Origin of the sequence: Plantibacter sp. Mn2098 (assembly GCF_049319745.1) — a bacterium.
Classification (GTDB): Bacteria; Actinomycetota; Actinomycetes; order Actinomycetales; family Microbacteriaceae; genus Plantibacter.
On sequence record NZ_JBMOUH010000003.1, the window covers coordinates 345,045 to 358,025 of the forward strand.

Consider the following 12,981-nt stretch of genomic DNA (forward strand, 5'->3'; position numbering starts at 1 on the left):
ACAAGAAAAGCCTCCGAGCAGGGGAAAGCTTCCTCTGCTGAGAGGCTGGTGTTGCCGTAGAACGCGGCAACTCGTCTTGGTGCTACTTCAGGATAGCAGCTAGGTGGGATAGCTCGATCGTTGTCACTTGGGCGTGTCGCAATCGATCGAGCACGAGATCGAGTTTCTCAGCGCGCGCTGGAACTTCTAGCGTGCAAAGTCGGCAGTACAGCCTTATTCGACGCCGACCGCCCAGAAGGAACTCACGTTCTCGTTCTACGCCATGCTTGCTGTCGTCATGAGCTTCATCGTCGATGAGGCTCGCAGAGTGAATTCCGGCGCCCCAATCTGTGAGATCGCCTCGGGGCTGGCGTCTTGTGCTGACCGGCAGAGTTGTCCACGCGTAGTGGTGCGCCATGTACGACGAGCTCTGCTTAGACAGCCCGGGAGCGAACTGGACGATGCGAACCACTCGTCCTTCATGACTTGACTCGCTGCACTCTACAGAGATGACGAATGACTCTGCGGCGTCGGCTTCCTCTAAGGGCATCTGGCTATTCTCCTCGGTTGCTTGCGGCGCCCCTCACAGGGAACGACTGCGGACGTGTTGGAGGGCGGCTCACGGGAGCCGCCTGCGCAGGAGGTGTCCGACTGGAGTAATTCTCCAGTCGGACTCAGCCTCCCCGAACCTGCGCCTGGCCACTACCGAAGAGTTTGCGTGCCCATAAGAATGCTCTCCGCCTCGGTAATGATGCTCGGATGCGGGTCACGGAAACGGGTAGCCTCAGCCACCGCACGGATCTGATCCTCGGCGATGTGGAGATATTTTTCTGTGGTGGCGATCGACGCGTGGCCCAAGAACTCTTGCACTCCGCGCATGTCCTTCGTCCCGTTGTAGGCAGCCGTAGCCGCAGCGTGACGCAATGAGTGAGGGTTGGTCCCTATCGCAGAGGAGATATGGCGCCAGACAGTCGTCTTGCTCAGATGCGCTACCGGCTGACCTCGATACGGCCGCAGGGGAGAGGGGAAGTAGTAGCCGTGTGGCTGTGCCTCCTCAAGCCAGAGGAGCGCCCTGAGCAAGTCCGCGTTGATTGGTACCGTCCGCAGGTGCCCGCCCTTGCCTGTGACCCGGAGCAGGGTGCCCTGCCGATGGCTCATGTGCAGGGTAGCGATTTCTTCCAACCGCAGGGCGCCCATCCTCCCGAGCAGGACCATCGCTTGCACCGGTCGCGAGGCGGTCTCGAGCCCAGCCATCACCGCTTCATCCGACGCGATTCGTCCCATCGATCGCGGAACTTTCACTGGATCAAGTAGTGCGGCCGGGTCGACTATGACAAGGTTCTTTCGCTGCGCGAACTTATAGAACGCTCGCCAGGAGGACTGTTCTGTCCTCAACGAGGCCATTCCCACCTCGCCCCACCGTTCAGCGAGTGTGCGTTCGAGATCATCTACGCCTACAGACAACAGGTCGGGAAAGCGGCGATGAAGATGCTCGATGTGATGCAGCCTGATCCGGACGGTTCCGAGCGATTTCCCTGTCGCCAGCATGGCTTGCTTGAACCCGATCATCAGCTCGCGGAACCGATTCTCTTCCGGCCAGTCGTCCCGCTCGACCACATTGGGGCAAAACGCGCTCATGCTTGCACCAATTCGAACGTAGAGAGTGCGGAGCAGTCGGAACGGCCTCCGACAAGTCGATACAGCCCAACGTAAGTGCTCTGCGAGCTCCTATCGCCGTTCTCGAACACGTCGTTGTACCAAGTGTCTCCGGGCTGCGGGTTGCGTGCAGCCTCGGTGTCGAGGTGGTCCCAGGAGTGCTTGGGAACGCACTGCATTCCCAAGTGCCCTGACATGGTGAAGACGTGGAAGAGGTCCGTCTCTATTGTGCTGACCTTCCGGTCGACGATCTCGATGGTGGGCGGCGGGTCAGCCAGGATTTGCGCGAACCTCTCTGAAGCGAGTCGGAACGCGCTCGCGGCGTCGAGAGCGCTCACGACGGACGGTACCTCGACTGACTCGTTGTCGGCGATGCAGACCCGGAGCATGACCTTTCCCTGGATGACCGAACCGTTCACATATTCATCGTCACGAACGATGTAGGCGGCGGTCGTCTCGTCTCCCGTGATGTTGGCGCTCACCCATGTGGCGAAGGGGTTGCCATCTCTCGTGATCGACGACGTGGTATCGCTTCTCTCGACGTCGGCCCAGTTCGGGACAGTCCAGATTCTTTCGATGGCGGTGCCGTTAGAATTGTTCGTGTTCATGATGTCGCTCCTCGTGTGAGTGTGTTGTGGACTTGCCCTCGGACTGTTGGCGCAGTCACGGGGGCGTTTTGTTTCAGGTGGGAAGGCATTTCCCACCTGAGCTCAAATCGATGGCTAGGTGCGCCACACGATCGAGACGTCTTCCGGGTCAAAGCGTCGGCCGCTCCCTGACGGTTGGATGGTGACTGTCAAGAGCGATTCGACGACCTCGCGTTGGGCTGCGATCGGCATGGCCTCCCATTTGGCCCGGACATCACCGCCGGCGAGATTGGCGATGACAGTCCGCGGTTGGGCTGCTCTCAACAGTCGCTCAAGCTGCACACGCTCGTCTCTGAGCCTGCTCGTGATCCGCTTCAGCTGCGTGGCGGTGATCTCGTCAGCTGCGAACTGATCGGCGACGATGTCGAGCTTCGCGTCGAGCGCCGAGAGCTGAGATCTGTGCTCGTCTGCGGCAGCGGTATCGGTATGTGCGAAGAGATCGAGTGCATCAGCCCGTGACAGTCGAGCGATAAGGATCTCCGAAACGAGTTCATCGACCGGTGCTTGTTTGCGTCGTACCTTGAAGCACTCTGAGCAGTTGTAGGAGGGCTCCTGCCGCTTCGAATTGCCCGTCTGCGTACTCACTACGGTTCGACCGATCTGACGCCGCATGGGACCACCACATAGTCCGCAGATCGCGAGTCCGCTGAGGAGGTACTTGAAACCCGGTCCAACATGGTTCGAGCGACGCGATGGGTCCGTCAGAAGCGCGACGAGCTGATCGTGAGTCTCAGAAGAGTAGATCGGTTCGGTGGTCGACTTACCGATGACCTGTCCTTGGTACTGCCGGAGGCCAGCATTTGTCGGCCGAGTGAGGATCTGGCGAAGGATCGTGGAGTTCCACATGGGCGCCTGCGGGCCATGGATGCCTCGAGCGTTGAAGTCGTTGACGATGGAGCGCAGAGACTCGTGGGCGAGTACGCGTCTTGCTGCTTCACGCACAACTACGGCCTGCTCTTCGTCGACGACATCCCGACGGACAGTTGCAACCGAGTCGCCATCGGCATCGAGGATCCGTTTGAAGCCGTACGGGCTGTAGCCGTGCGGTTCACCCTTCTCGGCTTTCTCCTGAAACTTTCGCTTGAGCCGGCGGGACATGCTCTCAACCTCCCGTCGCGCGACCGTGCCCTTGATTCGAGCCATCATTCGTCCGTCTGGTGTGGAGATGTCGATATCACCACCGACGTTCGCGAGGGCGAGCCCGTGGTTGTTCGCCATGTCGATGACGTCCTCGAGCTCGCGGGGGGTGCGTGTGAGCCGGTCTACATCCCAGACGATGATCGCGTTGATGTGGCCAGCCTTGATGTCCGTCACCATGCGGTCGTAGGCGGGGCGTTTCTTGGAGCGAGTCGCGCTGACGTCGTTGTCCGTATAGACGCCCACGACGTCCCACCCGTGACGTTCAGCCTCACGGCGGCAGTCCTGCTCCTGACGTTTCACGCCGAGCTCGGTACCTTCCGTGTCTTTGCTGATCCGTGCGTAGATTCCAGCTCTCATAGAAGGAGGTTATAACTCCCTGCCGACACCGCTCGTCTTCCTCATCCTCCCGTTGTCGATCGTGATCGCCGTCTTCCCCGGCGTCTTCGTCCTCCGTACCGGCTTCTGAGCATCGAAGCTTCAGAAAGGAATCATCATGCAGATTCACGTTCCAGCCTCCTCCAGGACCACTTGGCCCATGGCGCCCATCGCCTGGATCTCGGCCGCAGGCTCGGTGGTGATGTTCGCGGTCATCGTGTGGTGCCGCGACCCTCTTCGCGCCGTGCAGCGTCGCCTCCGTCGGATCGTGCCTGCACGCGTGCGCGAGGAACGCGGCGATGTGCCGGGCTGGGTGCTGATCACCCTGATGACGGCTGCGTTGGTGATCCTGATCTGGGGCCTGGCGGGACCAGCGCTGTCGAAACTCTTCGAGCAGGCGATCGACAAAGTGGGCAAGGTCGGATGAGGCGTCGCCTCTGCGCCAAGCCGATGCGACAACCGTCGTGTAAACACACGCGGTTGACGGACGAGACCGGATCGGCCGTGGTCGAGTTCGTGCTCGTCGCGGCGCTGCTCACCGTCCTCACGGTGTCGGTCCTGCAACTGGGCCTGGCGCTGCACCTCCGGAACACCCTGATCGATGCTGCGGCGGAAGGCGCCAGGTTCTCGGCGCTCGCCGACACCCGGCTGGTCGACGGTGAGGAACGCACCCGTCAGCTCATCGAGGTCGCGGTGGGGAGTGGATTCGCGAACTCGATCGAGGCACATGAGCGAGACCTCGCCGGACAGCGGACGGTCGTGGTCACGGTCAGAGCGCCATTGCCGGTGATCGGCCTCGTGGGTTTCGACGGCCTCTTGGAGGTGAGCGGTCGTGCTGCTGTGGAGACGCTGGGGTGAGCGTCGACTCCAGTCCGACCGTGGTTCGGCATCACTCGAGTTCTTGGGCGTCGGACTGCTCCTGCTGCTGCCGACGGTCTACCTCATCCTCGTGATGGCCGCCTTGCAGGGTGCGGCGCTCGCCGCAGAGGGTGCAGCGAGGCACGCCGCGCGGATGTATGCCGTCTCACCGGATGACGCGACGGGTCGCGAACGTGCCGAACGCGCAATCGCCTTCGGTCTGGAGGATTTCGGGATCCACCGATCGACCGCGACGGTCGGTGTGGAGTGCAGACCTCGACCCGCCTCCTGTCTGACGAGAGCTGGCACCATCACGGTCGTCGTCCGCGTCGAGGTCGTCCTGCCGCTGCTGCCAGAGGTCGTCGCCGTCCGATCGCGAGGCACGGTGCCGGTCGAGGCGTCGGCCACGGCACCGGTCTCACGGCTGTGGGGCTCGGAATGAAGCGGATCCTTGCCGGGTGCAGGCGGGACGACGGTTCCACCTTGGTGCTTACGATCGGCTACGCGACCCTCGCGCTGGTGCTCGTCCTGCTCGTCACGGCCGCGACGTCCCTCTATCTCGAACGCAAACGGCTCCTGGCGCTCGCCGATTCGGTCGCGCTCGTCGGAGCGGAATCGTTCTCCCTCACCGAGGTGATCCGCGATGGCGACGGCCTGCACCCGGCACTCACCGACACAGGTGTCGCCGCGGCGTCCGCTCGGTTCCTCCGCACCTACAGTGGGGACTCACTCGTGTCAGTGCGGTTGGAGCACGCCCGTTCAGTCGACGGACGCAGCGCCAGGGTGACGCTCTCCTCGGAGTGGTCGCCGCCGGTGTTGACGCTGTTCGTGCCGACATTGCTGCGGATCGAGGCGACGAGCACAGCGCGCAGCGTGTTCTGGTGAGGGCGGACGAAGAGGCGCACGCCCGGATTCGTGCTGCATCAGGGGAACGGTCTGGTGCCCTTGTCGACGAAGCGCGGGATGTAGCGGAAGAGCATCCAAGCCCCGATGAGGCCTATGCCGCCGATGGTGCCGGCTGCGAGGGAGATCGAGGCGACGGCGGTGATGCCGGACATCGCGAGCGGGGCTGCCGCAGTGCCCGCGTCGCCGAGGAACCGGTACGCGCCGAGGAAGGCCGCCGGGCTCGCCTGCGGGGCGAGGTCTGCGCCGAGTGTCATCAGAATGCCGCTGCCGACGCCGTTCGCGAGGGACAGGAACATCGTGACGGCGATGAACCACACCACCGATCCGGGGAGGTCGTGGGTGAACGCCAGAGCGATGAAGCCCAGGCCGAGGCCGATCATCGACGGGACCGCGCTCCAGATCCGGCCGAACCGGTCCATGATCTGGCCGCTCGCGTAGAAGAGCGCAAAATCGACCGCGCCGCCGATGCCGATGATGAGTGCCGTGTTCGCCTCTGAGACGCCGATGCTGACCGCCCACAGCGGCAGGATCACCGAGCGGCACGATCGGAGCGCGCCCACGAGCGCGCCGCCTGTTCCCATCCGGAGCAGCACTGCCCGATAGTTCCAGATGGTGCGGAACAACCCCTCGGACTCTTCTGCCGCGAGTTCCTCGCCCTCGCTGCGGTTGGCGCCGTCGGCTCCCTTGACCGTCTGCGCCTCGCCGAACATCGCCGCAGGATCGGGGAGCACCAGCAGGGTCACGGCCGCCGCAGCACAGCAGAGGACCATGACCCACAGCGCCGACTGCGAGGTGCCCGTGACGTGGATGATCCCGGCAGCGATGAACGGGCCGATGAACCACCCGCAGCGGAACACGCCGCCGAGCGAGGAGAGGGCGCGCGCACGGTAGTGCTTGGGTACGTACGTCGTCATAAACGCGTGGCGGGCGAGCCCGAACACGGCCGTCGCCAGGCCGATGCAGAAGATCCCGAGGCCCAACATGAACGGATTGGGGGCGACTGCGGAGGTCGCGACCCCGATCACCGCGAGCAGCGAGGCCCACATCATCGCGAACCGTTCACCGATCCGGCTGACGACCCACCCGGCAGGGATGTCGCCGACCAGCTCGCCGAGCATGATCATCGAGGAGATCACACCGGCGACGGCTAGCGACGCGCCGAGGTTCCCGGCGACGGCCGGGATGATCGGGATGATCGCGCCCTCACCGACCGAGAACAGCAGTGTGGGGAGGAAGACGGCTACGGCGACGGCGCGGATGTTGAAGGGGCGGTCTGGCGAGGTCATCGCTTTTGATCGTACGCCCGCATGGGGCCCGGTCCCGCCACGTGCGCGCACGGTAGGCTGGTGACCAAATGTTTGACTTGGACCTCTCCTCACAGATCTCGCACCTCCGCTCGACGTTCGACGACATCCGGACGGTGGTCGGAGTCGACCGCCTCGAAGCCGAGATCGCCGACCTGAGCGAACAGGCCGGGGCCCCAGACCTCTGGGACGACACGGCGCACGCGCAGAAGGTGACGAGCGCGCTCAGCCACCGTCAGTCGGAGCTCGCACGCATCACGAGCATCGCGAACCGTCTCGACGACCTCGAAGTGCTCATCGAGCTGGCCGTCGGAGAAGAGGACGAGGAGTCGGCAGAGGAAGCGCGAGCAGAGCTCATCGCCCTGCAGAAGACCCTCGGCGACCTCGAAGTGCAGACGCTCCTGAACGGCGAGTACGACCCGCGCCCAGCCGTCGTGACGATCCGCGCCGGCGCCGGCGGTGTCGACGCGGCGGACTTCGCGGACATGCTCTTCCGCATGTACCTCCGATGGGCTGAGCAGCACAAATACCCCGTGACGGTCATGGACACGAGCTATGCGGAAGAGGCCGGCATCAAGTCGGCAACCTTCGAGGTCGACGCGCCGTACGCGTTCGGCACGCTCAGCGTCGAAGCCGGCACCCACCGCCTCGTGCGCATGAGCCCCTTCGGTGCGGCCGGCAAGCGCCAGACGAGCTTCGCAGCGGTGGAAGTCATCCCGCTCATGGAGGAGACCGAGATCGTCGAGATCCCGGAATCCGACATCCGCGTGGACGTCTTCCGGTCGAGCGGCCCAGGCGGCCAGTCGGTCAACACCACCGACTCCGCCGTCCGCATCACCCACCTCCCAACGGGCACGGTCGTCTCGATGCAGAACGAGAAGAGCCAGATCCAGAACCGTGCGGCGGCCATGCGCGTGCTGCAGTCGCGACTCCTCCTCATCCAGAAGGAACAGGAGGCCGCCACGAAGAAGGAACTCGCCGGCAACATCACGGCCAGCTGGGGCGACCAGATGCGTTCCTACGTCCTCGCGCCGTACCAGATGGTCAAGGACCTCCGCACCGAGCACGAGCAGGGCAACCCGTCCGCCGTGTTCGACGGTGATCTCGACGGCTTCATCGCCGCCGGCATCCGCTGGCGTTCGATGTCGAAGGCCGAGTCCTAGACCGACGCTTCTCCATCGCGAAAACTCGGGTAATTGCCCGAGTTATCCGCGGTGATCGTAGGATTCGCACAGCCCCCGTCCAGGGTACGAATCGGTTGGCGTGTCCTGCCCGAATTCGCGTGTGTGCTCCTTAGGCTCAAGGAGCCATGATTCGGTTTGATCACATCTCCAAGAAGTACCCGGGAACGAGTCGTCCCGCGTTGAACGACGTCGACTTCGAGATCCTTCGGGGAGAGTTCATCTTCCTCGTCGGCGCCTCGGGGTCCGGCAAGTCGAGTTGCCTCCGCCTGATGCTCAAGGAGGACAAGCCGAGCAAGGGCAAGATCCACGTGCTCGGCCACGACCTCGGCTCCATCTCCAACCGCAAGGTCCCCTACTTCCGCCGCAGCCTCGGCGTGGTCTTCCAGGACTTCCGTCTGCTGCCGGGCAAGACCGTCTACCAGAACGTCGCGTTCACCCTGCAGGTCATCGGGAAATCCCGTGGCTTCGTGCAGGAGGCCGTGCCGGACGTGCTGAAGATGGTCGGCCTCGAGGGCAAGGCGCAGCGTCTGCCCCACGAGCTCTCCGGTGGTGAGCAGCAGCGTGTCGCCATCGCTCGCGCCATCGTCAACAAGCCGCAGATCCTGCTGGCCGACGAGCCGACCGGTAACCTCGACCCCGGTACGAGCGCCGGCATCATGCAGCTGCTCGAACGCATCAACGCCGGTGGAACCACCGTGGTGATGGCGACGCACGAGGCCGGCTTCGTCGACCAGATGCAGCGTCGAGTGATCGAGCTGCAGGACGGTCGCATCGTCCGCGATGAACGACACGGCGGTTACGGCACGACGGCGGCCATCCCCGGTCTCATCCGTGGATCCTCCGGCGCTGCTCCGGTCGAGTCCGCTGCAACCGCTGCTGCTGCCGCGGTCGCAGCCGGCATCGACAGCGTCGCAACGCCGACCACGGGCGGTGTCCCCGTCGACGGCCGTCCGGCCACGTCGCAGGTGCCCGTCGTCCCGCGGACCGAGACGACCGCCGTCCCGGTCGCGCCCGCTTACACGGCTCCCGTTGCTGAACCGATCGCTCAGGCCGGGCCCGCGGCCCCGGCTCCTGTGGCTCCGGTGGAGTCGTCGCCCGCGCCTGCTGCGCCGCCGGTCCAGCCAGCTGCAGCCCAGCCGGTCGCCGATGCGCCGAACGTGCAGTTCTCGCAGCCCGCTCAGCCTCAGCAGCCCGCGCAACCGGTTCAGCCCGCCGCGCAGGCGCCGACGGCTCCCGCTCCGGCACTGAACATCTTCGGCGCCCCCATCGTCGAACCGACGGTGCCCGCTCCGCAGGCGCCCGTCGAGGTCCCAGCCCCGCAGGTAGCGAGCACGCCGGAACCAGCCGATGCGCCAGTGGCGCCGCCGGGACCACCCGAGCCGACACCTCCGCAACGACTCACCAACGCGACCGGGCCCATCGGCCTTCCCGCTCGGAACGAGATCGACCCGGCGGAGGCCGAAAACCTGTCCCTCGCGGAGCGCCTCGGCCTCCGCGCAGCCGGACGAACGCACGATGACGGAGAGCAGAACGTGGGGCCCACGAAGTGAGACTCGCATTGATCTGGTCCGAGGTCTGGAACGGCCTCCGCCGCAACGTGTCGATGGTCGTCTCGGTTGTGCTCGTGACGTTCATCTCGCTGACCTTCGTCGGCGCAGCCGTGCTCATGCAGATGCAGATCGGCCAGATGAAGAACTACTGGTACGACCGCGCGCAGGTCGCGATCTACCTCTGCACCGCTGACAGCGGCGGGGAGACGTGTGCTTCCGGTGCTGCGACCGACGAGCAGCGTGCCGCGGTCGAGGCAGCACTGAAGTCGCCGACGCTCGCGCCGTTCGTGGACAAGTTCTACTTCGAGAACCAGGACCAGGCGTACAAGACGTTCCAGGAGCAGTTCAAGGGCAACGACATCGCCCAGTTCGTGACGCCGGATCAGCTCCCCGAGACGTTCTGGGTGAACATGAAGGACGCTTCGCAGTCCGAAGTGCTCGTCGAAGCGTTCTCCGGTGTCGCGGGCGTCGAGCAGGTGACCGACCAACGCCAGTATCTGGACCAGATCTTCTCGGTCCTGAACATCGCCAGCTACTCGGCCATCGGCATCGCGGCGCTGATGCTCGTGGCGGCCGTGCTGCTCATCGCCACCACCATCCGATTGTCCGCGTACTCGAGACGACGGGAGCTCGGGATCATGCGCCTGGTGGGCGCCTCGAACCGGTTCATCCAAACACCGTTCATCCTGGAGGGCGTGTTCGCGGCCCTTGTCGGGTCCCTGCTCGCTGGCGGCGCGGTCGTGACCATCGTGCAGGTCTTTGTGCAGGGATATCTCGCCCAACGGATGAAGTACATCAACTTCGTCGATCTGGGAGACGCGTTGGCGGTCGTCCCGGTGCTGCTGATCGTCGGCATCGTGCTGGCCGCCCTGTCCGCCAACTTCGCGATCTCGCGCTACCTGAAGGTCTAGTCGCCGGGGAGAGCTCTCTCCGCGTGCGAGCCCACGTGACCGAACTCCGGTCGCGTGGGCTAGACTGATGGGCTGCCCGGTTGCGGGCGCTCTGTCGCGTTGATCGATCGTCGTCGAACATCCGCCAGTCATCATCGAACATCAGGAGTACAGCGTGCCAAGGGAACGTGGCGAGAAGGTCGTGGCCACCAATCGCAAGGCCCGCCACGACTACCACATCGAAGACACCTACGAGGCCGGCATGGTCTTGTCGGGAACCGAGGTGAAGTCGTTGCGCGCGGGTCGGGCGTCACTCGTCGACGGCTACGCGTTCATCGACGGCCGTGAGGCGTGGCTGGACTCGGTGCACATCCCCGAGTACGGGCAGGGCACCTGGACCAACCACCCGCCGCGTCGGAAGCGCAAGCTGCTGCTGCACCGCGAACAGATCGACAAGATCGCGCACAAGATCGCTCCGGGCGGTTTTACGCTCGTGCCGCTCAAGATCTATTTCAAGGACGGTCGCGCCAAGGTCGAGATCGCGGTGGCGAAGGGCAAGAAGGAGTACGACAAGCGGCATGCCCTGCGCGAGAAGCAGGACACGCGTGAGGCTGCTCGTGCAATGGCGACCAGGAACCGCCTGGGGGAGTAGTCCCCTCGGCGTTGCCTGGCTCGGAAGTCGCTCCTAGCTCGCCGTGAAGCGTGCGTGCACGTGCACGTCGAACACGATGTCCTCCGGCTGCAGGCTGATTCCGCTGGAACTCGCCGACGCTTTCATCATGCGCGGTGAGCCGGCGATCGCGTCTCCGTAGGGCTGCGGCGACGGTTCGTTCGCCAGGAGCCCCGGGTCACTGATCGAGATGGCCGTCACCGTGCGGAGGCCGAGCGAGTGCGCGTAGACCTCTGCCTTGCGGACGGCGTCTGCGATGGCGGAGCGGAGCGCTTCGGTCTCGACCTCGCTTCTGAGATCCTCCGTCAGATCCCAGGTGATGTTCTGGACGGTGACGCCGTCACGTGCGGAGATCTGGTCGATCCACGCGGACAGCCGTGCGAAATCGTGGAACGTCGCCGTCACGCTCGCCGCGGAGGTGTAGACGACGTCGAGTTGCTCGCCCTGCGCATTCCACGGGCGCTGGCCCCAGACCTGCACCTGTCCGGCTGACCAGGACTCGATGCTGCCGGCCGGATCGTCTCGACGGCCGGTCAAGTCCGTGCTGACCTCCGTGTGGAGCACTCGGGTGCGTTCGAGGACCTCTGCGCGGTCGGCGCCGTCGAAGCCGAGCGTCAGGTGGGCGGTGCCGCGCTCAGGGGCGCGACGGATCGTCGCTGAACCCTGCACGGTGATGGTGAGAGCTGTCATAGGGTGAGGCTACCTCAGCGACGGCGCGCGATGGTGGTGTAATCGGCCTACTCGCGCTACACTAGAGGGCTGCACCGAACGGTGTGGTCCGAGGATTCCGATCCTCGGTTGGCAACTCAACAGCGTGTGACAATGACCCTCTTCAGACGATGCTCCGGCATCGTCGTGTCGAGTCGCATGGGGATGATCGGTTTCGACATTGCCTGTGAAACTGCGAGAAGCGGGTCGAGGATGCAGGGTTATCTCGTTAACGATCTCTGCAAAACAATAAGTGCCAATTCAAAACGCACTGACTTCGCCCTCGCTGCGTAAGCGAGCCCGATAGTCCGTCAGACCGAGCGAGCTCCCGTCTCGGATCCTGGCGTCATTTAGGGAGCTAGCTGAATGATGGTGTCGAGACGTCATTCGGGACTTTTCCTCGGCTGGGCCTGTTGATCGAGCTGTTCGTGGCAACGATCAGGGCCGAGTAGAACGATTCACGAAATACACCCGTAGAAGGCGCAGAATCTCAGCAGTGGACGGGGGTTCAATTCCCCCCATCTCCACCACCGGTCGTTGTCACACGCTGTTGCAGTTCCGTCAGATGAACGAGGCCATCCGAGAGGGTGGCCTCGTTTTTCGTTGTGGAGTGACATCACATCAGGTCCTCGTGCCGATGGGATTCGGTCGATCGATGGCGGCCGCCAGGCGGCTGTGCGGCGGTTGTGGGGTGACGCCTGTCCGGCGATGTCCCCAGCGTCGCATAGCATCGAAGTCTCGACCCTGGAGAATGCATGCCAACCGAATCGTCCCCGCCCGCACCGCAGCCTCGGCCCGGATTCCTGCCCGGCCTCCTCGGGGCGATCGTGCTCGTCGCAGCGCTCGCGCTCATCGGGACGGGCTGGTACACGGTCGTGCAGTACGCCGTCTGCATCCTTGCACTCATCATGGCCGTGATGGCCTGGCAGGGGAGGCGCTTCGTCTGGCTCGCGCCCCTCGCGATCGTGGCGATCCTCTGGAACCCCGTCCTCCCACTCGAACTCCCACGAGAAGCCTGGATCTGGCTCAACCTTGTCGGCGCGGTCGTCCTGGTCGGGGTCGGCATCACGATGCGGGTCCCCGCGCGCGACGCCCGCCCTACCAACAGGTAGAG

The 12,981-nt window shown here is 64.4% G+C and carries 14 protein-coding genes and 1 other RNA gene; 10 read left to right on the forward strand and 5 right to left on the reverse strand.

The annotated features are described in order from the left end of the window. Positions 1-681: 681 nt before the first annotated feature. The 3 genes from ACL9RL_RS07115 to ACL9RL_RS07125 form a co-directional block, all read right to left on the reverse strand. Positions 682-1,617 carry a tyrosine-type recombinase/integrase gene (locus tag ACL9RL_RS07115; protein WP_422779514.1) on the reverse strand — a complete coding sequence of 312 codons (936 nt, stop codon included), beginning with the start codon at positions 1,615-1,617 and terminating at the stop codon, positions 682-684. After that, positions 1,614-2,243, reverse strand: coding sequence for a hypothetical protein (locus tag ACL9RL_RS07120; protein ID WP_422779515.1), 630 nt, complete (start codon positions 2,241-2,243; stop codon positions 1,614-1,616). Before ACL9RL_RS07120 ends, ACL9RL_RS07115 begins: the two co-directional genes overlap by 4 nt. Positions 2,244-2,357: 114 nt before the next feature. Then, on the reverse strand, positions 2,358-3,779 hold the full coding sequence (locus tag ACL9RL_RS07125) for a recombinase family protein (RefSeq protein WP_422779516.1): 1,422 nt from the start codon (positions 3,777-3,779) through the stop codon (positions 2,358-2,360). Positions 3,780-3,999: 220 nt separating this feature from the next. Between ACL9RL_RS07125 and ACL9RL_RS07130 the strand changes: the two genes are divergently transcribed. The 4 genes from ACL9RL_RS07130 to ACL9RL_RS07145 are packed head-to-tail and all read left to right on the forward strand — an operon-like array spanning position 4,000 to position 5,540. Beyond that, a complete protein-coding gene (locus tag ACL9RL_RS07130) occupies positions 4,000-4,224 on the forward strand; it encodes a hypothetical protein (RefSeq protein WP_422779581.1) in 225 nt (74 codons plus the stop codon). 53 nt (positions 4,225-4,277) lie between these two features. Further along, the gene (locus tag ACL9RL_RS07135) at positions 4,278-4,655 is read left to right on the forward strand and encodes a TadE family protein (protein WP_422779517.1); all 378 of its coding nucleotides are present in this window, start codon (positions 4,278-4,280) and stop codon (positions 4,653-4,655) included. Next, positions 4,630-5,097, forward strand: a complete 468-nt coding sequence (locus ACL9RL_RS07140; RefSeq protein WP_422779518.1) for a hypothetical protein — start codon at positions 4,630-4,632, stop codon at positions 5,095-5,097. The genes ACL9RL_RS07135 and ACL9RL_RS07140 overlap by 26 nt, the downstream gene beginning before the upstream one ends. Before the next feature lie 44 nt (positions 5,098-5,141). After that, a complete protein-coding gene (locus ACL9RL_RS07145; RefSeq protein WP_422779582.1) occupies positions 5,142-5,540 on the forward strand; it encodes a hypothetical protein in 399 nt (132 codons plus the stop codon). Positions 5,541-5,578: 38 nt separating this feature from the next. On the opposite strand, the gene ACL9RL_RS07150 is transcribed toward ACL9RL_RS07145, so the two are convergent. Next, positions 5,579-6,847, reverse strand: coding sequence for an MFS transporter (locus ACL9RL_RS07150; RefSeq protein WP_422779519.1), 1,269 nt, complete (start codon positions 6,845-6,847; stop codon positions 5,579-5,581). A 68-nt stretch (positions 6,848-6,915) separates the two neighbouring features. On the opposite strand from ACL9RL_RS07150, the gene prfB reads away from it, so the two are divergent. The 4 genes from prfB (at position 6,916) to smpB (ending at position 11,141) form a co-directional block, all read left to right on the forward strand. Then, positions 6,916-8,028: a peptide chain release factor 2 gene (gene prfB / locus ACL9RL_RS07155; protein ID WP_422779520.1), complete on the forward strand. Its 1,113-nt coding sequence runs from the start codon at positions 6,916-6,918 to the stop codon at positions 8,026-8,028. 146 nt (positions 8,029-8,174) lie between these two features. After that, positions 8,175-9,599, forward strand: coding sequence for a cell division ATP-binding protein FtsE (gene ftsE / locus ACL9RL_RS07160; RefSeq protein WP_422779521.1), 1,425 nt, complete (start codon positions 8,175-8,177; stop codon positions 9,597-9,599). Then, positions 9,596-10,510, forward strand: a complete 915-nt coding sequence (ftsX, locus tag ACL9RL_RS07165; protein ID WP_422779522.1) for a permease-like cell division protein FtsX — start codon at positions 9,596-9,598, stop codon at positions 10,508-10,510. The genes ftsE and ftsX overlap by 4 nt, the downstream gene beginning before the upstream one ends. A gap of 154 nt (positions 10,511-10,664) precedes the next feature. After that, entirely contained in the window at positions 10,665-11,141 is a 477-nt protein-coding gene (gene smpB / locus ACL9RL_RS07170) for an SsrA-binding protein SmpB (protein WP_422779523.1), read from the forward strand. Between the two features lie 33 nt (positions 11,142-11,174). Here the strand turns inward: smpB and ACL9RL_RS07175 are convergent, their stop codons facing one another. Further along, complete coding sequence (locus tag ACL9RL_RS07175) at positions 11,175-11,849, reverse strand: SIMPL domain-containing protein (protein WP_422779524.1); 675 nt, start codon at positions 11,847-11,849, stop codon at positions 11,175-11,177. A gap of 179 nt (positions 11,850-12,028) precedes the next feature. Here ACL9RL_RS07175 and ssrA point away from each other — a divergent pair. Both ssrA and ACL9RL_RS07185 read left to right on the forward strand, forming a co-directional pair. After that, positions 12,029-12,397: a transfer-messenger RNA gene (ssrA, locus tag ACL9RL_RS07180) on the forward strand. 225 nt (positions 12,398-12,622) lie between these two features. After that, positions 12,623-12,979, forward strand: coding sequence for a DUF6804 family protein (locus tag ACL9RL_RS07185; RefSeq protein ID WP_422779525.1), 357 nt, complete (start codon positions 12,623-12,625; stop codon positions 12,977-12,979). Positions 12,980-12,981: the final 2 nt, after the last annotated feature.